The 19,803-nt window shown below is 37.8% G+C and carries 17 protein-coding genes; 8 read left to right on the plus strand and 9 right to left on the minus strand.

The window, feature by feature from the left end; all coding sequences use genetic code 11:
• Window positions 1-168: 168 nt before the first annotated feature.
• The 7 genes from BTO08_RS03695 to BTO08_RS03725 form a co-directional block, all read right to left on the minus strand.
• Window positions 169-1,821, minus strand: coding sequence for a mechanosensitive ion channel family protein (locus BTO08_RS03695; protein ID WP_105059942.1), 1,653 nt, complete (start codon window positions 1,819-1,821; stop codon window positions 169-171).
• A gap of 244 nt (window positions 1,822-2,065) precedes the next feature.
• Window positions 2,066-2,401 (minus strand): DUF1971 domain-containing protein, encoded by a 336-nt coding sequence (locus BTO08_RS03700; protein WP_005368499.1) that lies wholly within the window; start codon window positions 2,399-2,401, stop codon window positions 2,066-2,068.
• A gap of 25 nt (window positions 2,402-2,426) precedes the next feature.
• The gene (locus BTO08_RS03705) at window positions 2,427-3,062 is read right to left on the minus strand and encodes an alternative oxidase (RefSeq protein ID WP_105059943.1); all 636 of its coding nucleotides are present in this window, start codon (window positions 3,060-3,062) and stop codon (window positions 2,427-2,429) included.
• A gap of 176 nt (window positions 3,063-3,238) precedes the next feature.
• Window positions 3,239-3,988: a phosphate ABC transporter ATP-binding protein PstB gene (gene pstB, locus BTO08_RS03710; RefSeq protein WP_105059944.1), complete on the minus strand. Its 750-nt coding sequence runs from the start codon at window positions 3,986-3,988 to the stop codon at window positions 3,239-3,241.
• 16 nt (window positions 3,989-4,004) lie between these two features.
• On the minus strand, window positions 4,005-4,892 hold the full coding sequence (pstA, locus tag BTO08_RS03715) for a phosphate ABC transporter permease PstA (protein ID WP_105059945.1): 888 nt from the start codon (window positions 4,890-4,892) through the stop codon (window positions 4,005-4,007).
• 5 nt (window positions 4,893-4,897) lie between these two features.
• Entirely contained in the window at window positions 4,898-5,809 is a 912-nt protein-coding gene (pstC, locus tag BTO08_RS03720; protein ID WP_105059946.1) for a phosphate ABC transporter permease subunit PstC, read from the minus strand.
• An 87-nt stretch (window positions 5,810-5,896) separates the two neighbouring features.
• A complete protein-coding gene (locus tag BTO08_RS03725) occupies window positions 5,897-6,718 on the minus strand; it encodes a phosphate ABC transporter substrate-binding protein (protein WP_105059947.1) in 822 nt (273 codons plus the stop codon).
• Window positions 6,719-7,167: 449 nt separating this feature from the next.
• Here BTO08_RS03725 and BTO08_RS03730 point away from each other — a divergent pair, with 449 nt between their 5' ends.
• The 3 genes from BTO08_RS03730 (at window position 7,168) to BTO08_RS03745 (ending at window position 10,029) form a co-directional block, all read left to right on the plus strand.
• The gene (locus tag BTO08_RS03730; protein ID WP_105059948.1) at window positions 7,168-8,082 is read left to right on the plus strand and encodes a LysR family transcriptional regulator; all 915 of its coding nucleotides are present in this window, start codon (window positions 7,168-7,170) and stop codon (window positions 8,080-8,082) included.
• A gap of 310 nt (window positions 8,083-8,392) precedes the next feature.
• Window positions 8,393-9,655, plus strand: coding sequence for a NupC/NupG family nucleoside CNT transporter (locus tag BTO08_RS03740; RefSeq protein ID WP_105059950.1), 1,263 nt, complete (start codon window positions 8,393-8,395; stop codon window positions 9,653-9,655).
• Between the two features lie 98 nt (window positions 9,656-9,753).
• On the plus strand, window positions 9,754-10,029 hold the full coding sequence (locus BTO08_RS03745; RefSeq protein WP_045132694.1) for a hypothetical protein: 276 nt from the start codon (window positions 9,754-9,756) through the stop codon (window positions 10,027-10,029).
• Between the two features lie 84 nt (window positions 10,030-10,113).
• Here the strand turns inward: BTO08_RS03745 and BTO08_RS03750 are convergent, their stop codons facing one another.
• A complete protein-coding gene (locus BTO08_RS03750; RefSeq protein ID WP_105059951.1) occupies window positions 10,114-12,654 on the minus strand; it encodes an Ig-like domain-containing protein in 2,541 nt (846 codons plus the stop codon).
• A gap of 270 nt (window positions 12,655-12,924) precedes the next feature.
• Here BTO08_RS03750 and BTO08_RS03755 point away from each other — a divergent pair, with 270 nt between their 5' ends.
• From BTO08_RS03755 to BTO08_RS03765, 3 genes are all read left to right on the plus strand, one after another.
• Complete coding sequence (locus tag BTO08_RS03755) at window positions 12,925-13,308, plus strand: DUF805 domain-containing protein (RefSeq protein WP_105059952.1); 384 nt, start codon at window positions 12,925-12,927, stop codon at window positions 13,306-13,308.
• A gap of 186 nt (window positions 13,309-13,494) precedes the next feature.
• Window positions 13,495-13,737, plus strand: coding sequence for a hypothetical protein (locus BTO08_RS03760; protein ID WP_105059953.1), 243 nt, complete (start codon window positions 13,495-13,497; stop codon window positions 13,735-13,737).
• Between the two features lie 416 nt (window positions 13,738-14,153).
• Window positions 14,154-15,329, plus strand: a complete 1,176-nt coding sequence (locus BTO08_RS03765; RefSeq protein ID WP_105059954.1) for an amino acid permease — start codon at window positions 14,154-14,156, stop codon at window positions 15,327-15,329.
• Between the two features lie 285 nt (window positions 15,330-15,614).
• On the opposite strand, the gene BTO08_RS03770 is transcribed toward BTO08_RS03765, so the two are convergent.
• A complete protein-coding gene (locus BTO08_RS03770; protein ID WP_105059955.1) occupies window positions 15,615-16,181 on the minus strand; it encodes a C40 family peptidase in 567 nt (188 codons plus the stop codon).
• A gap of 400 nt (window positions 16,182-16,581) precedes the next feature.
• Here BTO08_RS03770 and BTO08_RS03775 point away from each other — a divergent pair, with 400 nt between their 5' ends.
• On the plus strand, window positions 16,582-17,730 hold the full coding sequence (locus tag BTO08_RS03775; protein WP_105059956.1) for a sugar ABC transporter substrate-binding protein: 1,149 nt from the start codon (window positions 16,582-16,584) through the stop codon (window positions 17,728-17,730).
• Window positions 17,727-19,793, plus strand: coding sequence for a GGDEF domain-containing protein (locus BTO08_RS03780; RefSeq protein ID WP_105059957.1), 2,067 nt, complete (start codon window positions 17,727-17,729; stop codon window positions 19,791-19,793). Before BTO08_RS03775 ends, BTO08_RS03780 begins: the two co-directional genes overlap by 4 nt.
• Window positions 19,794-19,803: the final 10 nt, after the last annotated feature.

Consider the following 19,803-nt stretch of genomic DNA (forward strand, 5'->3'; position numbering starts at 1 on the left):
CCAAATCTCTCATATTGTAACGTGTTATCGCTGATGAATCATGTTTTAAGAGAGGAGACATGGATATAGCATGGTGGTTATAAAAATGCCTTATATTAGCTAATGCTAAAAGAAGGGTAAGGTATTACAGAGGTGATGTAATATCTTGCCCTTACTTATTTGGTCTATTTAAGCTTTTTTAGATTCAATGGCTTTTTCAACCATATGCAGGTGTACATCTTGTTGCGGGAATGGAATTGAAATACCTTCACGATCAAAGCGCATCTTCACTTCACGTGTGATATCCCAGTATACATCCCAGTAATCGTCTGTTTTCACCCAAGGGCGTACGATAAAATCAACAGATGAAGAGTTTAGAGTGTGTAATTTAATTGTTGGCTCCGGGCTACGTAGTACTGCCGGATGCTCAGAAACAATGTCATTTAACACACGTTCTGTTTTTTCAATGTCATCGCTGTAACCAATACCAAAGATCATGTCTACACGACGTACTTTTTCGTGCGTTACGTTCTTTATGATATCACCCCAAATTTTACTATTTGGGATCATTAGCATCTCGTTACTGAATGTTTTGATTGTGGTGTTTACAAGACTCATATGGCTTACTTTACCCGTAATACCACCAGCCTCAACCAGATCGCCGACATCAAATGGACGGTAAATCAGTAGCATCATACCTGCAGCGAAGTTTGATAGCGTATCTTGTAATGCGAAACCAACAATAATACCAGCCACACCGAAACCGGTGAGGATAGGGGCTAGGTTTAAGCCAATTTGAGATAAAGCAATAAGCAAACCAATAGCAAAAACGGCTTTACCTGACATAGAGATAAAGAATTCTTGCATCAGGATAGACATGTTTAAGTTCTTTGTAGAAACTGCACGCTTTACCATTTTTCTTACAATGTTTTTCAATGTTTTGAATGCAAAGATGATCAAAACAAAAATAAACACTTTAAATAGCATTTGTGGCAGGTTGCTTAGTAACCAATCTTTTAGATCTGTTGTCCAACCCGATGCGATAGACCAAATAACTTTGCTATTTAGCAAATCATTAGTAACGTTACCGGTTTGTTCGAATAGTTGTTTTTTGTACTCAGCAGTATCAATACCTACCGTATCTGCAATCTCAATCAGATTTTCTAAGTTAGTCGTATCATTATCAACTTGGCGTTGAGCTAGGATCTGGGAAAGTTGAAGTGTACTTTTTTCACTTTCACTGGCTGATTTTAATTGCTTATTAGCAACATCTAATGCTTGACTATCAAAAGTTAGAGATGTTGAAGTAAATGCTAGGCGGTGCTCAATTTTGTTGGTTAATTCTTTTACAGCTTGTGGGGCTGGTTTTCCTAGTTTTTCTAGCCATTGATAATTTTGCCATTCTTCTTTTAGAATTGAAGTTGAAACCTGACGTGTTTCAGCTATTGTTTTTAAAGCAACAAGTTTGTCAGCATCTTTAGCTTTATCGAGAACTTCCTGATCTCGTGTTAATTTTTCATCAAGAAATTTATTGGCTTCTCTAACAAATACAACTTGTTTATCTACTTGTGTTAACAGCAACTTTTTATCGACATCGTTGCTTTTAATCATACTCGAGAGAATATCACGAAGTTCGTTATTTTTATTTAGTATTTGTAAGCGGACTACATCGAGAGAAGATCCTGTTAATGTAGTTGTCTCCTTAGATAAGGTTACTATTTCACTATTGAGTTGAAGTAGTTGTTCTACTTTAGGATTAACGGTTTGCTTGGACGTATCGGTCTTACTCTCGGCAAAGCTAAGAGAAGATACAAGTAATAATATTAATACCAGAAAGCGCATAATGCGATTAACTCCTACTGGTGTAAACATAATCAAAGAAAAGCCATATATACAATTTAATTAATGCATATTTTTGCTGGCTAGAGAAAATAGGCGCAGATTATATATTAGTTTTAAGGCAGAAAGTTAGAAATTTGCAAGTAATCAACAAGAAGAATAGATGGTGGAAATAATTGTTTAAGTTGATATGAAAAATAGAAAACCACGACAATTTAGTGACTTGTCGTGGTTTATTGTAACTTTACTATGAACGTTCATTTAAGTTTTGGCGCGCTATCTCACTGTCTTTGTCTGCATAGAAATGTACTTGAAATTGAGTGTCAGGCGTCATTAATTCAACTTTATGCCAGTATTGAGGCGGGCTGATGAGTGAGTCATTTGCCTGAACAACAACCTCTTGTTCGATTTCTCCTCGTCTTTCAGTAAAGCCATAAAATTTCAGAGTCCCAGATATAACACTAATTTTGCCGTATACACCTTCACGGGTGTTGTGCTCATGAACTAACATTTTCGGCACAGTGTCACGATTAAATACTGAGGTTGATTTGTAGTTAATAAAGCTATTAGGAATAGATGCCATAAGTTCTCTCCAATATTATTTTTGATTAGGCTTGGTGAGCTGGTAAATCCTTGTTTTGATAACAATCAGCAAAGTTATGATTACGATCGCGATGTTTAGCTTCATCTTCTCTGATTCTTAATACAACATCTCGTAGTTTTGCATCATCATGTAACTCATAGTAGTTAATTGCAATTTGTGGCGCTGCGACATTTTCAAGTTCACCACTATCAATTTTTTCTAAAAATTCGGTATAGCTTTTACAAGCTTCCTCTTCAAAGTAACCCACGACACGGTGCGCAATCTTTGATGAAGTGAGGTAAATAATACTGTAGACACAGATGAAAACGGCTTGCCCTAATAAGACGAGTCCACGTTCAACCCAGCTTGGTTTAGCGATATCTAAAAAGATCATTAAGTGCATACGTTCATTATCTGCTTCACTTAATAACTCTTTGATCCAACCCTCATCATCTTTCATTCGGCGAAGGGCTTTTAAATGGTTAAACATGCCGGCAACCATACCTGGTACGGCAGCAATGGTTTCTAAAATCACAGCACGTTTAGCGTATTTTTTGCCATAGAAAATATTAAGAGAATACTTGAGAAGCTGTGTGATTTTATACGCAAGGCGCTCAGAAAATTTAGTGGTTTCTCTGTGTGTTAAAGCAAAATCTGACATTGGACTACTCGCTCTTCTTTAAACATGTATCAATAATACATGTTTAAATTATTAAAACAAGCATTTCAAATGCAACATATATAAAAAAGCCTCTTCACAAGGAAGAGGCAAAAGTACCATCGCTATTATTATTCTAAAAAATGCGAAGAGGAAGAACGTTAATTAACTTCTATTAATTAACCAAAATCACCATTTACATAACCACGGGTGCGATCATCTTGAGGGTTAGTAAACAGGTTTTGCGTTTCATCATGTTCAACTAATTCACCCATAAGGAAAAATGCAGTACGATCTGAGATACGACGTGCTTGCTGCATTGAGTGAGTAACGATAACAATGGTGAAATCTTTCTTCAGTGACTCCATTAAATCTTCAATTTTCTTGGTTGCAATAGGATCAAGTGCGGATGTTGGTTCATCCATCAAAATAACTTCAGGCTTCATTGCGATTGTACGTGCAATACATAAACGTTGCTGCTGACCACCCGATAGACCAAATGCGTGTGATTTCAAACGATCTTTTACTTCGTCCCATAATGCGGCACCACGAAGAGATTGCTCTACAATCTCATCAAGGGTTTTTTTATCTTTAACGCCTTGTGCACGTAGACCATAAGCAACGTTTTCGTAAATGCTCATTGGGAATGGATTTGGTTTTTGGAATACCATGCCGACTTTAATACGTAGCTGTGCCACATCAATATTGCCATAAACATCTTCACTATCCATGGTCAGTGATCCTTTGATGCTTACGCCTTCAATAAGATCATTCATGCGGTTAAGGCAACGAAGTAGGGTAGATTTACCACAACCTGATGGACCAATAAGAGCCGTTACCTGACGATTTGGAATAGGTAAGTTAATTTGCTTTAGTGCTTGGTTCTGACCGTAGTAAAGATCTAGGTTTTCAATATTAAATTTATTCATTTTGTCTTCCTCAGAATTAGTAAGTCGCAGTGTTGAAACGGCTAGCAATTAGTTTGGTAATTAAGTTAATAATAAGAACAATAACAATAAGAACGGTGGCAGTACCGTATGCCTGATTCCATTCATGAACGGTGTACAGTTCTTGGGTTAACTTATAAAGGTGCACGGTAAGTGTTCGACCAGAGTCAAAAACACTTTCAGGTATACGTGCAACCATACCTGCGGTCATAAATACCGGTGCGGATTCGCCAATAACACGACCGACACTGAGGATGATAGCAGTTACAATTCCTGGCATTGCACTAGGAAGAATAAGTCGCCAGATGGTGTAGATTTTAGATGCGCCTAAACCATATGAACCTTCACGGTAGGTTTGAGGAACAGCCATTAGAGCTTCTTCTGTGGTTCGAATAATAACAGGCAGAATCAAAATACTGAGTGTTAATGCACCCGATAAAATGGAATAGCCAAAACCCATAACCACAACGAAGAATGTCATACCGAATAAACCATAAATAATTGATGGAATACCAGCGAGTGATTCTGTACAGAATCGAATGACTTTAACTAAACGACTGCCTACTTTTGCATATTCAGTTAAGTAGATAGCCGTCATAATACCTAACGGTGCTGCAACTGAGATAGAAGCAATAACCATATAGATAGTTGATACGATCATCGGCCAAATTCCTGACTCTTGACCGATAGTGGTATAGTCAGAAGTAATAAAGGACCAATTAACATGGGCTAGACCATTACTTAAAATGTACCAAATCACCCAAAGTAAAAAACCAACCGTAACGCCTGCTGATAACCAAATCAAAGATAAGGCTATCTGATCTTTACGTTTTTGTGCTTTTGGATTGGCTTTGGCCAATGCCGATGTATTTGTTGTTAAAGACATAACTTTTACCTCGCACGCTCACGGTTTAAAAACAAAAGCGCACCGTTTAGCATCATGATGAAAACCAGAAGGACAATACCTGTAGCGTACAATGCGCTGGCGTGAATACCGGTTGCGTAAGACATTTCGATTGCAATATTCGCTGTTAACGTACGTGCAGACTCTAGTAGACCTTCAGGCATAGCAGGGGAGTTACCCATTACCATGATAATCGCCATCGTTTCACCAAGAGCACGAGCAACACCTAAGATGACGCCAGTCATGATGCCTGAGCGAGCTGCCGGAACCAGTAGTTTGAAAATGGTGAACATCGATGATGCTCCCAATGCTAAAGACCCTTCTTTGTACGCACGAGGTACAGCGCGAATAGAGGTTTCAGATACCGTAATAACTGTTGGTAAGATCATGACTGCAAGCACGATGATACCAGCCAGAATAGTGTTACCGGCAGGAACATTAAATACTTCTTGGATAAGCGGCACGATAATAACTAAGCCAAAGAAACCATAAACGACAGAAGGAATACCAGCTAATAGTTCGATCATTGGACGAATTAAATTGGCTAGACGTTTTGGGGCTACTTCTGCGATAAAAATAGCAGTTAAAACACCAATAGGTACACCTAACACGACAGCACCAGCGGTTGAAACCAGTGATGCAACGATCATTGGTGCAATACCGTATAGCGCTGGTGGTAACCAATCAGTACCAAGGACGATACCTGCTACACCAGCTTGCGCAAAGGCTGCATAACCTTCGCGGAAAATAAAGTAGCCAATGGTAATAAGAGATAAAATACCGATAGCGGCACTTAACATAAATAGATTTTTAAAGAATATTTCTCGCCAATCAATTCGTTTTTTTGATTTTAGCGAAGAAGTGTTCTTTGCTGTTTTTTCAATATTCGCGATGGTCATTACTTACTCCAGAACCAGTACAAAAGTGACCAGTTACTGACAAACAAAAAAACGCTCAGCCCAAATGAGCTGAGCGTAAAATACTAATTAATGTGTAGAGATGAAGCCTTTGTTTTCAACAAGTTTCTGTGCGTCAGCTGTTTTCATCCAAGATAGGAATTTTAGAGCTTCAGCAGATGGACGACCTTCTTTGTAAACAACAAGGAATGGACGCTGAACTGTGTAGTCACCAGATTTGATTGCAGCAACAGAAGGTTTGTGACCGTCGATAGCTAGCGGTTTAACTGTGTTATCTACTGAACCTAAAGAGATGTAACCAATAGCAAATGGGTTGTTTGCAACTGTTGTTTTCAGCTGACCATTACCACTTGCAACTTGTGCTTTCTGTGAAATAGCTGAAACTTTAACGCCATTGATTTTTTTCTTTAGTTTCATGATGTCTTCAAAAGCACCACGAGTACCTGATGCTGTATCACGTGTAGCAACAACGATTGGCTTATCTTCACCGCCAACTTGTTTCCAGTTTGTTACTTCACCTTTATAGATTTTTGCAACTTGCTCTTTTGTTAGGTCAGAAACCGGGTTGTTGTTATTAACAACAACAGCGATACCGTCACGAGCAATAACCACTTCTTTTACTTCAGGTGCTTCTTCTGATGCTTTAAGCGCACGAGAAGACATACCAAAATCGGCTGAGCCATCGTGTGCAGTACGAATACCTGCTGATGAACCTGGGCCTTGAACTTCTACTGTTACGTCGTTTGCTTTCGCGTAAGTCTCACCAAAAACTTCCATAAGCGGTGTTACTGAGCTTGAACCTACAACAGAGATAGTTTCACCTGCAATTGCTGCAGTGCTAGCTACCATTGTTCCTGCTAAAGCGATTGCACCGATAATCTTTGTTTTCATTTTCCTAGTCCTTCGTGGTTGCTTATTACTGTAGATTTAAATGAACGTGACAAAGATTAGGAAAGTTGTGTGACACTTATGTTTCAGAACTTTGAACACTCTATGAATGTTGTCACAAATACTTAATAGGGATTAATTAGGGCTTTAATTTTATGCCATTAAAGCGATAGAAGTATTTTATCGTTATTTAGCATTTTATTTTTATGAGTTAATTTATATAGTTACAGTTAGTTGTGAGCGATTTTTCACCTATTTATATGTTCAAAAGTTGAATGTTGCGATGCGTCATATTTAATTGTTGTTGATATAAGCTTCTTTATGAAGTGAATTTGAACCAATATATCAGAGAGTTGTTTGACACTTTATCTATAGTAAAATGAACGGTTGTGATGGATAGTTAAATTGTAATGACTTCCCAACCAGACTTTTTATGTTAATAAAGGCTATCGATGTTAAAAAAAGCGCAGCAGATGGTGGTGTTTAATGCTCTAACCAAGCAGAAGAGTTTTACAAAGGCTGCTCAGTTATTGGAAATTTCGCGTACCCAAGTGAGTAAACTGGTTCAACAACTAGAAGAACGCCTTGGTGTACAACTAGTACAGCGAACAACACGTTCTTTTGCGTTAACAGAATCGGGGCGAATTTTTGCGAAACATTGCGAAGCGGTTGTCGATGAAATTAATGAAGCAGAAAGCGAACTGCTGATTTTTGGTGATAGCCAGCAAGGATCATTACGAGTGGGTATTGCGCAGTCATTTGCTTCAAATCATGTGGCGCCTTTCATCAATGAATTTCATGAACAAAACCCATTAGTTAATCTTGAACTCAGCTTATTTGATCATCGTGTTGATTTGATCTCAGAGCAATTAGACTTATGGATAGGTTTTATGGATTCTCCTCCTGAAGGTTTTGTTGCTCGCCACTTAACTAATTGTGATTTTGTTCTAGTCGCTAGCCCTGATTATTTAGCAAAGCATGGTGTGCCTTATCATCCTGATGATTTACAACATCACAACTGTATTACGTATTTTAGTCGTGAGCGTAAAGACAATATTTGGAATTTTAGTCTAGGAAATGAAGAACAACATGTGAAGGTAACGGGCAATTATCGAGTGGATTCTGCAGATGCAATACGTGATGCAACCATTTCTGGTAATGGTGTAGGGTATTTAGCGACGTATTTATTAAAAGATGAAATCCGCCAAGGGAAATTAATTCGGTTAATGCCGGATTGGCAGTTAACACAACATATGCCATTGTATGCCGTTTACCCTCGCCATAAGTATTTACCCTCGAAGGTGAATCTATTTATTGAGTTTATTCGTGAACATATCGAGTCAGGGAATATTTCATGTCAGCTTTAATAAGCCATTAAATTATTCATAATAGTAAGTCTTTATTTTCACCAATCATATGATGTAAAAAACAGCAGCGTGACGCAAACGGTTAGCTAAACGCTGTTTTAAATGTTTCTGATTGTAAACTATGAAAACAATAGTATCCCCTATAGGAACTAATCTAACGCTTTTCGTTTGCTTAGCATGAAAAATAGTCATTTTCCTTGTTTTTTGTTTCCTAATTGTTAATTGCAATAACAATTTGATCCTTGTCACATTTTTATTTCTCAATAGAATCCCCCCGCAATCGTTTACTACTACACATTGGAGAATGACCATGCATTATTTGGTCGGCATCTTAGGCATTATTGTTATTTTTGCCGTTGGTTTTTCATTTTCAGAAAATCGTCGTGCAATTAATTGGCGTAGCGTGTTGGGTGCATTTTGTATTCAAGTTATTTTTGCTGGCTTCATTTTATACATTCCTATTGGTCGTGTAGTTTTAAATAGCATATCAGGTGCCGTATCCGGCATTCTTGAGTATGGCCATGAAGGTACTGAATTCCTGTTCGGTCAGTTAGCACAATTTAAATTAGGTTTCATTTTCGCTGTTAACGTTTTGCCTTCAATTGTGTTTTTCTCTGCGTTAATTTCTGTACTGTATTACTTAGGTGTCATGAAATGGGTGATCAGTACGATTGGTGGCATCTTACAAAAGCTGCTGGGTACAACACGTACAGAGTCAATGTCTGCAACGGCTAATATTTTTGTCGGTTCAGTTGAAGCGCCTTTAGTTGTGCGACCATTTTTGGCTCGAATGACACGTTCAGAATTATTCGCAGTAATGGTTGGCGGTCTAGCATCTGTTGCTGGTGGTACTATGGTGGGATATGCGGGATTAGGTGTTCAGCTTAAGTACCTTATCGCGGCAAGCTTTATGTCTGCTCCTGCAGGTTTGATGATGGCAAAGTTGCTTGTTCCTCAAACTGAAGGTGTTCACACCATGGAAGAAGAAGACGATGGTGAAGAAGACGAACCGGTTAACATGGTTGATGCAGCTTCTCGTGGCGCGTTAAGTGGCTTACAAATTGCTATGGCAGTCGGCGCAAGTTTACTGGCGGTTATCAGTTTAATCGCGCTTGTGAATGGCGGCTTAGGTCATATTGGTAACTGGTTAGCCTCTGTTGGTCAGTGGTTGGGCTTTAATTGGGATGGTTTACATCATCTAAGCCTTGATATGATTTTTGGTTATCTATTTGCGCCTGTTGCATGGTTAATTGGTGTGCCATGGTCAGAGGCAACAACGGCTGCAAGTTTGATTGGTACTAAAATTGCTGTTAATGAATTTATTGCATTCGCTGATTTAATGAAGCCTGAAACAGTAGCTAAATTAAGCGAGCACTCTCAAGCGATTGTGACCTTTGCATTGTGTGGTTTTGCTAACTTAACTTCTATTGCAATGTTAATGGGCGGTTTAGGTGGTATTGTTCCACAACGTCGTCCTGAGATTGCACGTTTAGGTATGAAAGCTATTTTTGCTGCAACACTTGCAAATTTAATGAGTGCGACATTGGCAGGTTTATTTATCCCTCTTTCATAGTAATATAGAAAGTAGAATAAAATACAAAACAGAGAGCTTAGGCTCTCTGTTTTTGTATATGTGGTTTTTGAACAATAAATAAAAGGGAAACGCATATCATGAAATCTGATGTGGATAAGCTTGTAGCAAAACATGCTGAACTCATTCATAGCGATGGATTGAAAGTTCGCTCACATACTCAGCGAGAAGACGGTGAGTGGATCCTGCATACGTTGATGATTGAAGGCTACGATGTTCCATTTAAATTTAAACGGAAGAAAAAATATAAAAGCTTAAATGGCTGTAAAGTGAATATGACGTATTATCCTGAAATGATGGTTGTGGCAGGGTTTGAAGTTGAAACGATGAAAGTGGTTCGAATTAAGCGCTATTAAATTATTTACCTTATTTCAAAATTTCAAATAAAACGCCAAGATGCATAAATAGCAATCTTGGCGTTTGTATATCATAGGTACGGGTTAACGTTGGCTATTCATTTGTTGAAGCTTATCTCCGATAGGACCAGAGAAATTAAAGCCATCATGAACATCCCAGTTAATAGACCATGTCATTACACCACCAAAGTTTGGATACAGTTTAGTCGGAACAACAGAGCCACAACTATTGCCTTTGGTTACACAATCTAGTGCATCAATAATATTTTGTGTTGGTGCTTGTCCAGAGTTCGCGGAACTTGGTCCTGACGGCAAGCCAATTGCAACTTGATCATCGCGAAGTGGTGCAAATTGACTGCCATCTGCCAGTTCAAACCCTTCTACTAACATTTTGACTGAAGCCACCATCATATCAACCGATCCTTCAGGGGCTACTCCTGAAGTATATGGATTTGCTAAACCACCGTTGTTATATAGTTGTACATGCAGCAGATTTAGCATGTCACGTAACTCATTTATCATCGGGATGTAAGCGCCCCAAATTCCTGAGTAAGCAATCATGCCGCCTTGAACATAAGGGTGTTCTGGTGCCATGGTTAAATACATATCACCACCAATGTTGGCTTCGATTTGTTTTAACGCAACAGGTAAACGAGCTTGGATCTCTGTGCCATGAAGTAAGTTTGACCCACTTTCTAAGTCAATATCGAGTCCGTCAAATCCCCATTCATTAATAATATCAGTCAAGCTTGAAACAAAGTTTGCTTGGTCGGCATCGTTATTTAAAGTGATAGTACCTTCAGCACCACCCAGTGAAAGAACGATGATTTTACCTTGTGCGCGTAATTCACGAACATCATCTTTAAATTGTTGTGGATCAAGCGGTTCACAACTACTGCGAATGTCACCGTTGTATAAATTAAAGTGAACAGTACCGTCGCTGTTGCGATCATTATCAGCAAATGCGATATCGATAATATCCCAAGCTGGTGAAATATCACGAAGACGTATTGGACAGCCAGAGCCATTAACGAAGTTATGCCAATAGCCAATTAAGTTATGTTGAGTCTCAATCGGTTCTTGAACTTTTACACTGGCTGCGGTTGATAGTGCGGTTTCACCGTTACCATTTGTAGCGAGGGCTGTGACAGTGTAATTACCTGCTGATTGCGCCGTCCAAGAACTGCTATAAGGTGCAGTTTTATCGGTTGCAACAACATTGCCGTTAATAATGAAATCAACTTGTCGAACATCACCGGTTAGTGCCGTTGCTGTTGCTGAAAGGGTGAGTGCTTTACCTAGTGTGACAACAGAGCCACTACTTGGAGATGTTAAGCTAGTAACAAGAGCTTGATCGCTTACAGTAACCGTAGCGCTAGCTTCATTTGTGTTCGCTTCATTATCAGTGGCAACGGCTTTAATAGTGGTATTACCTAAATCTGATGCTAACCACTGTGTGCTATAAGGAGCTGTGAGATCGGTGTCAATAAGTTGTTCGTTAGCATAGAAACTGACTTGTTCGATAGTACCATCGGCATCAGTAGCATCAGCATCAATCGTCAGAGTCGTTCCTGCTAATACCGTTTGCTGAGCATTAAGAGAGGTGATCTTAACGTCAGGAGCAATGGCACAAATTCCCAAATCTGTCCAAGCATCTGTCCAATACTGTCCCTCACCAGGCTTATAAGCCCAATCAGATGATGATGAACACCAACCTGCGACGTCACAACGGTATTTATGATTATTACTCTCTACTAAATCACCAGCTAGATAATCAGTACCAGATTTAAAGGTTGGAATATCACCACAACCACCACCAACAATAACGTCATCAACAGTGAGAGTTATCGCACTTGATGTGGTTGTGCTATTTTCATTATCTGTTGCTTTGGCTGTAATTTGATGATTACCAGCCGTTGATGTCCATTGTGCAGTGAATGGGGCAGAAGAACTTGTTGCGATTAGTTGGTTATCAACAAAGAACTCTACCTGAGTGACGGAGCCATCTTTATCTTCGGCATTTGCTGTGATCGTTACCGTATCGCCTTCAGAAATAGGAGTATCAGATGTTGGTGAACTAATTGAAATACTTGGCGCAAGGTTTTCACTCGCTGAAACGACACTAATATTCACAACATCTGTTTTAGTGGCATTTTCATTATCCGTTGCTGTGGCTGTAATGGTGTAGTTACCAAGCACCGTTGTCCAATTAATTTGGTATGGAGCTGTATCGACAACTGCAATAGATTGTTGGTTTATGAAAAACTCAACATGTTGAATAGAACCGTCTTTATCACTTGCGTTGGCAGCTAACGTAATATCTGTTTGCGCTGTTAATTGTGCATTATTAAGCGGTGAGATCAGTGTTACGGATGGATCTTGATTTCCACTGCTCATGCAGCTATCAACGAATGTCCATTCTTGCCAAGGCCCTGAGTGGCTCGCTGGCTGATTGCCTTGAGACCACCAATTTGCATTATATATGTTATTGTCTTGTTGGACTTGGCTACCGCCATTATAGGCTATATCTGCTTGCCATTCGGCGATATTAGAACAATCTGCCGCATAAGCATGCGATGTGCTAAAGGCGACGGCTAACGCACAGGTAAGAAGTGTCTTTTGCATTGTCTATCCCTATTGCAGTTAAAATTCCTCGAAAGTGAGTAGAATAATAATGCGAGAGAAAGTGAATAAATGTTAAAAACAAGACACATATTTTTTAGGCTTTATTAAGTCACTCACAGTGTAAATAGAATACAAAGTGAATGTCATTTTTATTTTTGAGCGGTCTCACAACAAAGAGATAGTTAAAATCGCTTGGCTATAGTTATGAAAAGGAATACATTTTGTGTAAGAGGCTTATTAGCCTAGAAATATCGGACTAAAGGAAGAAAAATGGATTGGTATCTTGCTGTTTTAAAAAAATATGCACAGTTTAATGGTCGTTCACGCCGTAAAGAATTTTGGTTTTTTACGCTTTTTAGCGCTTTGATCAGTATGGCACTAGGGTTTGCTGATAGTGTTTTAGGTTTACCAACCATTGGGGATGGCTACGGTGTATTAGCAGCGTTATATTCACTGTTTATTGTTATCCCTAATATTGCCGTGATTGTCCGTCGTTTGCATGATCAAGACCGTACCGGTTGGTGGGCTCTGATCATGTTTGTTCCGATTGTTGGTATCTTAGTGCTGATCTATTTTATGGTACAAGACAGCAAGCCAGGTGATAACCGATTTGGTCCAAACCCAAAGCAAAATGAAGGTTCATTTTCGGTGTAAATATCAATTAATCATCATATTTAGCGTAAAGCTCAGACAAAAGTTCTGGGCTTTTTTATGCGTAAAATTTAAGCAGCCAATTAAAAAAAGTACAAATTGATAAACGTACCCTTGCATATCTTAGTGTGTTTGGTAAAAAGAAATGAGCGAATATGGAAAGCGCGGTTATTTTTGAAGGAGGCAACGATGCTTATTGCTGATAAATTATTAAGTAAAGCAATTCAAGAGCAAGTAAAGCGTGAAGGTGCTTTGAACGCCTTAGAAACCGTTTATGCAAAAGCGCGTTATGCACACTTTAAGCGTGTGAAATGGGGCTCTCAGTTCTTTGATGGAATTCAGTTCGGTGATGGTAGCTTAATTGCTGTTAAACCAGGTTCATTTAACTGCTTAACTCTCGTTAGCCTTGCTTCAGAAAAGCACATGGGGTGATAAACCATTATTCTGAGTAATATTCTCGTTATAGCATTCTATAAGCCTTTAGATAGTAAGCACTGAAGGCTTATATAAGCAGATTGCTGGTCTGAGGATATAATCTATTATTTCATTCTTTAGAAATGTGTTTTAGTATGGCAACAGATGAGCGATGTTAGTTTTGACCGAAATGAAACATCATGACCACTCATCATTATTAATATCGTTTTTGGAGTACGATTAATGTTGTGTAACTTTTCTATTCATCAAGTTCAACGACAATGCTCGTTGGCTGTCTTTTCGAACCTATCTTTATATTCATCTCGATTTAGTCACGGCTATTAATTAGCCACCAATCTAAAGATTAAAATCATTTGATAATACGCAGCCATAAGCTGAGGCTATGTGTTGCATATATAAAGTAAGGGTATTGTGTGAATTTAAAATTAATAGGTAGCTCGCTGATTATTGCGGGTACGGCACTTGGTGCAGGAATGCTCGCTATTCCAATGGTATTGGCTCAGTTTGGCTTATTGTCAGGCACAATTTTAATGTTGATTATTTGGAGCGGTACTACGTATTCAGCATTATTATTACTTGAAGCCAGTATTAAAGTTCGCGGTGGTTTAGGTATGAATACTATCGCGAAGCAATCATTAGGAAAGGGTGGACAGTTAATCACTAATGGATTGTTATACGCACTATTAATATGTTTATTAATGGCTTACATCATTGGTGCTGGTGACTTAGTCCATAAAATGGTACTGAATTTAGGTTTAGATATCTCGTTAGTTCAAAGTCAAATTCTGTTTGCTGTTATTGCTGGTGGTATTGTCGCTGCTGGTACTGGTGTGATTGACAAGCTTAATCGTGTGTTATTTCTCTTAATGTTAGCAGTGCTTATTATCACGCTCTTTGCCTTAGTGCCAAATATGTCACTAGCACACTTTTTCACTGCAACAAATGACAGTAGTATTGATCTAATCAAAACCAGTGCTGTGTTATTTACCAGTTTTGGGTTTTTTCCTGTTATTCCATCATTAGTGTCTTATAACGACAAAGCGACACATGCGCAATTACGCAATATGGTCTTAGTGGGTTCTCTCATTCCATTGGTGTGTTACTTACTTTGGCTTTACGCTGTTGTGGGAAGTTTATCGTACGAGCAATTAACACAGTTCAATAATGTTTCCGAGTTAATTAATGTGCTGGCAACTCGTTTTGAAGGAATCCATGTCATTCTTTCATTATTTACAGGGCTAGCATTACTGACTTCATTTTTTGGTGTGGCTCTTTCATTATTTGACCAAAATATTGATTTGTTCAAACAAAATCGTGCAGTGACGTATGTTTTAACCTTCATTCTTCCATTATTAGGCGCCATATTTGCTGCAGATAAATTTTTAGCAGTATTAAGTTATGCGGGCTTAATTATGGTGTTTATTGCAGTGTTTATCCCTATGATGATGGCTCTTAACTTAAGAAAAGCAGAGGGTAAAACACAAACAGCAATAAGTAATGATGCGTATTACGAAGTTGGAGGTGGGCAAATTGCAATGATGGTTTGTTTTGGCTTTGGTTTGTTCTTGATTGGAGCGCAAGTTATTTAAACTAAGCGTAATTGAAAAGTTTGGGGCTGATAGATTGACCGATCTATCAGCCCCTTATTCTAGGTATGTATTAAGTGACCGACTTAGACATACCAAACAGGGAGTGACTATTGGAGTGCGATAGGAGTATCGCTAGCAAACACTGTTATTTTTCTAAATAATACAAAGTTTCTGATAGTAGGGCTATATGATGAGAATTTTAGAAAAACCTTACAGTGTAAAGAAATAATTACAGAAAAAGGAGCATGGTGCTCCTTTTATCGCTAAACTTCCCGATTATCTGCGCTACATTTTTATCACTGTTAAGTAACGCTTTGGATAACCACTTTTATAATAGTCGGTTTCAGTCACACCAAAGTGCTTTTTAGATGAAGAACTATGCACAAATTTCAATGTATCTTTACCCACTTCAGTAATAATACCTGCATGACCTGGTTTACGAATTTTCGGATTTGTTCCTGTAAAAACAATAAGATCGCCTACTTTGGCATGTTTTAGTGATACTTTTTTATCGTAAAGATTAGGGTAAGCTGCTGTTGTACGAGGTATTGAAATATCGTACTTGTTATAAACATACTTAATGAAACCTGAGCAATCGAAACCCTTAGGTGTCGTTCCACCCCACACATACTTAGTACCAAGGTACTTACGTGCAAAGTTAATCATGTCTTGTTCTTTTTTTAACTCAGTTTTTGAAATAGGGCTAATGGATGGTTTAGCAACTGTCTTAGATACAACAGGCTGTTTTGAGAGCGTCTCTGGCTGTGGTGATGCATTTACCGTTGATTCACAAGCAGTAAGAAAGAATAGGGAGCAGGTGATAAGTGCTAATGAGGATTTAGGTAATGTCATAACTCTGTGTGCGCTTTCAGTTAAAAATATATAAAGATAGCTCATCATAACGGTTAGATGAAAGTTGTGTTAATTTTTTACTTGAATCACTTCACATTAAGTCGATTAAGTTAGTACTGCTTAACAAAAGAGTAATGAATTAATAACGTAACATGTTGTATTACCAATAAATATTAGTATCTTCAGGGGTAAATCGAAATACATAACCTGTTATATAGCTATAAGTTATAGATATATCACTTAGGTTTTGCTTGGTGAGTGTTTGATTCTTTTTTGGAATGATTTATTATACAGTCAATATCGATAGGTGTGTATTATATTTATAATATTGTTCGCTTTTTATCGATATCCTCAAAAGGTATTTAGCGTGGTTATATTAAGAAGTGTAGTATTGTTTCTGATGATGTTTCTTTCTTTGTCTGCAAAAGCTGAAGAGAGATTAACGCTTTGGTATTCGCATCAAGATAATAGTTTTATTGAATTATTGGTAAGTGAATTTCAAAAAGAAAATAATATAAATATTTCTCTTGTCCAATTTGATCCTGAGAAGATAAAAGCTGAAATTTTACTGGGCGCACAATATGGCGGTTTACCTGATCTTGTCATTTTTCCCTCTGATTTTATTGGCTTACATAGTTTAATGAAACTATCGAGTATTCCTAAAGGTTGGTTATCACCAGAGCTTTCTCAAAAAGCGATGATGACAGCGTATGTAGATGATAAATATTGGGGGGTTCCTGTTATTCAAGGGAATAACCTATTGTTATATTATAACAAAAAGCTAGTTTCTCAGCCTGTGAGTAGTTGGCATGATATTATCGAAACCAAGCAAAAATGGCTTGGTAACAATGTTTTGCCTATTGGGTGGAATTACCTCGATATGTATTACTTTATACCATTTTTGTCAGCGTTTAATGGTTGGCCAATTATTGATGGTGATATATCGCTTAATACACCAGAAATGGTTAAGGCTTTAAAATATTATCGTTATTTATCAGAGCAAAATATTGTAAACCCTGAATGTAATTATACTTGTTCACAAAGTGATTTTATTCAGGGCAAAGAAGCGTATGCGATTAATGGTGATTGGGCATATCAAGATTTAAAGAAGGCAATGGGCGATGCTTTAGGCGTAGCCTTATTACCTACTGTTGACGGTAATGTAATGCACCCAATGAGTAGCACATTTCTTCTGTCATTACCTAATTACAATCGTCACGATTCGCATAAAAAAGCTTTAATTAAAAAGTTTGCTAAGTTTATTCAACGCCCAAGTGTTCAAGAATTGATCTATAAAGAGACCCGTTTATTACCTACCTCTGATAAATTATTGAATAAGTATCAGCAGCAAGCTACAGGTGACGAAAAAATATTGTTTAAGCAATTTAAATTATCTAAGCCAATGCCATCAACAATAAAAATGTCGATAGCATGGCAAGCAATGGCTATTGGCTTTAAACGTTATGAAGATGGCCTATCGGCAGAAAAAACAGCTGAATTTATGCAACATATCGCCATTCAGCAATGGAAGCGGTTGAGTAAAAAATGAAACTAAAATTAAAGTCATCACTGGCGCTATTAATGGTTTTCGTCGCGGTTTTACCTGCATCTATTATTGGTGGATTATTAATAAAGCAGCAAACAGAAGTCGAGACTAATTACCGAATTGATCTAATAGACCGTTTATCCACAACGTTAGCACAAGAGTTTAACTATCGTTTTTATTTATTATCAACTGCGCTAGATGTGTTATCTCGAGATAGGTTGTTAGTACAGGGAATTGATGACTTTTTTCTGACTAGTCATGTCGATGCTACATTAGCAAATTTAGTTGATAACACGCCATTAGTACAAGCGGCTTATTTGGTTGATGCTAATTGGGATGAAGTTGAAAATTATAATGGTATTAATGGGATAAAATCATTCTCAAGTTTGAAAACATTATTAAATGAGAGTGTTGGTACGAGTAAAAGTACTGGCAATCAATGGGTATTTAATTATGTTGATGAATATTTAATGCCTGATAAGTTTAATCCAAGTCACAAAGGCGTCGCTATAGGTGTACCTATATATCAGTCAACACTGACGGAAGGACTCAAGCGTAAACCGTTAGGTTATTTAATTGTTATTGTTCCTGTGGAAAATATTGTTAAGGTTCTTCGCCCATATTTAAAAGATGGTGAGCACGTTATATTTCATCATAATGGCATGGATAATATTGCGGTTTATAAAGGTAAACTTGATCCCTTAATGCCGACGGTATCAAAAACGGCTGAAGTGACGATAGATAATAAATACATCGCAGAGCCAATGTCTTATGAAGCTCAAGTCTTCATGAATAAGTATTTAGGTGAGAACCCCTTTACTAATTCATTAAAGATATTAACTATTGTCGCTATTATTGTAATTATGTTTACATTATTAACTGCGACAATATCGTACCGTTGGTTCGCAAAACCTTTAACCTATCTTATGGATAGTGTAAGAGGTTGTTTAGGTGGTAATTATAATATATTAGATAAAGATTTAAGATTCTCTGAATTAATTATGGTGAATGATCTTATTCAGAAAATGTCGACCACAATAAAAGCCCAGCTTAGTGACTTAGAAGATAAAAATGTAAAGTTGATGACTTTTAATGATCAACTAGAGCAGAAAGTACATGAAAAGACGTTAGAGTTAACCCATTCATTACAGCGTGAAGAAAAACGTCGAACAATGCTTCAGTCATTATTGTCATTTAGTAATAAATTACAACATGGTGATATTCATTCTACTGTGATGACGCAGTTAGTGAGCCTGTATCCTTATTCAGGATGGGGAATGCAGCTATTTATAAATCAGAATAAAAATTGGGTTAGTGAAGGCTTGTCTAACATTAATTTAGACAGTATCGATGCAGATGCGCACTGCAGTGATTACTTTCGTATTAATAGTGATGATAAAGTTCTGCAATGTTTCAAAATTGTCGATACACATAGTGTGTTATTAGGGGTTATTGTGATGGAGCATCCTAATATTGCACGAGATGACTATGAAATTATTTCATTATTTATTCGTCAATTATCTGCCGAGCTTGAAGGTCGATTACTGAATGAAGAGTTGGAACGAAGCGCAATTACAGACCCATTAACGGGTCTAAGTAATCGTAAAGCGTTTGACGTTGATCTTGATGAGTGGATAAAAATCGCACATCGCTATCCAGAACAATACTTTGGCTTATTTATGATCGATGTGAATGGTTTGAAGCAAGCCAATGATGAATATGGACATCATATGGGTGATCAGTTGTTAATAGAAACGGGCAGGCTTATTCAAAGTGTTTGTCGTAGTACCGACAAGGTATATCGCCTCGGTGGAGATGAATATGCGATTATTATCAAAGGTGGTGATAATGAAGGCTGTGATAAGTTAATGTTGCGTTTACAACAGTTACTTATAGATGAGCATTATGCACGCCTATCTTCAGGAGAAAAAGTGGCTATTCATTTTGCTATGGGCTGTGCTACTACTGAAAATGTTGATGCACGTGCGCTTTATCAAGTGGCAGACAAAGCAATGTATTTAGATAAAAAAGCACATTACGAACGAGTTGGACAAACACCAAGGTAGCTATAGATCA

The sequence above is a fragment of the Photobacterium angustum genome (assembly GCF_002954615.1).
GTDB lineage: Bacteria > Pseudomonadota > Gammaproteobacteria > Enterobacterales > Vibrionaceae > Photobacterium > Photobacterium angustum_A.

Bases quoted from the DNA above. Each gene is read 5' to 3' on its own strand.
- BTO08_RS03695 (WP_105059942.1), bottom strand. From the start codon at position 1,821: ATGCGCTTTCTGGTATTAATATTATTACTTGTATCTTCTCTTAGCTTT.
- BTO08_RS03700 (WP_005368499.1), bottom strand. From the start codon at position 2,401: ATGGCATCTATTCCTAATAGCTTTATTAACTACAAATCAACCTCAGTA.
- BTO08_RS03705 (WP_105059943.1), bottom strand. From the start codon at position 3,062: ATGTCAGATTTTGCTTTAACACACAGAGAAACCACTAAATTTTCTGAG.
- pstB (WP_105059944.1), bottom strand. From the start codon at position 3,988: ATGAATAAATTTAATATTGAAAACCTAGATCTTTACTACGGTCAGAAC.
- pstA (WP_105059945.1), bottom strand. From the start codon at position 4,892: ATGTCTTTAACAACAAATACATCGGCATTGGCCAAAGCCAATCCAAAA.
- pstC (WP_105059946.1), bottom strand. From the start codon at position 5,809: ATGACCATCGCGAATATTGAAAAAACAGCAAAGAACACTTCTTCGCTA.
- BTO08_RS03725 (WP_105059947.1), bottom strand. From the start codon at position 6,718: ATGAAAACAAAGATTATCGGTGCAATCGCTTTAGCAGGAACAATGGTA.
- BTO08_RS03730 (WP_105059948.1), top strand. From the start codon at position 7,168: ATGTTAAAAAAAGCGCAGCAGATGGTGGTGTTTAATGCTCTAACCAAG.
- BTO08_RS03740 (WP_105059950.1), top strand. From the start codon at position 8,393: ATGCATTATTTGGTCGGCATCTTAGGCATTATTGTTATTTTTGCCGTT.
- BTO08_RS03745 (WP_045132694.1), top strand. From the start codon at position 9,754: ATGAAATCTGATGTGGATAAGCTTGTAGCAAAACATGCTGAACTCATT.
- BTO08_RS03750 (WP_105059951.1), bottom strand. From the start codon at position 12,654: ATGCAAAAGACACTTCTTACCTGTGCGTTAGCCGTCGCCTTTAGCACA.
- BTO08_RS03755 (WP_105059952.1), top strand. From the start codon at position 12,925: ATGGATTGGTATCTTGCTGTTTTAAAAAAATATGCACAGTTTAATGGT.
- BTO08_RS03760 (WP_105059953.1), top strand. From the start codon at position 13,495: ATGCTTATTGCTGATAAATTATTAAGTAAAGCAATTCAAGAGCAAGTA.
- BTO08_RS03770 (WP_105059955.1), bottom strand. From the start codon at position 16,181: ATGACATTACCTAAATCCTCATTAGCACTTATCACCTGCTCCCTATTC.
- BTO08_RS03775 (WP_105059956.1), top strand. From the start codon at position 16,582: ATGATGTTTCTTTCTTTGTCTGCAAAAGCTGAAGAGAGATTAACGCTT.
- BTO08_RS03780 (WP_105059957.1), top strand. From the start codon at position 17,727: ATGAAACTAAAATTAAAGTCATCACTGGCGCTATTAATGGTTTTCGTC.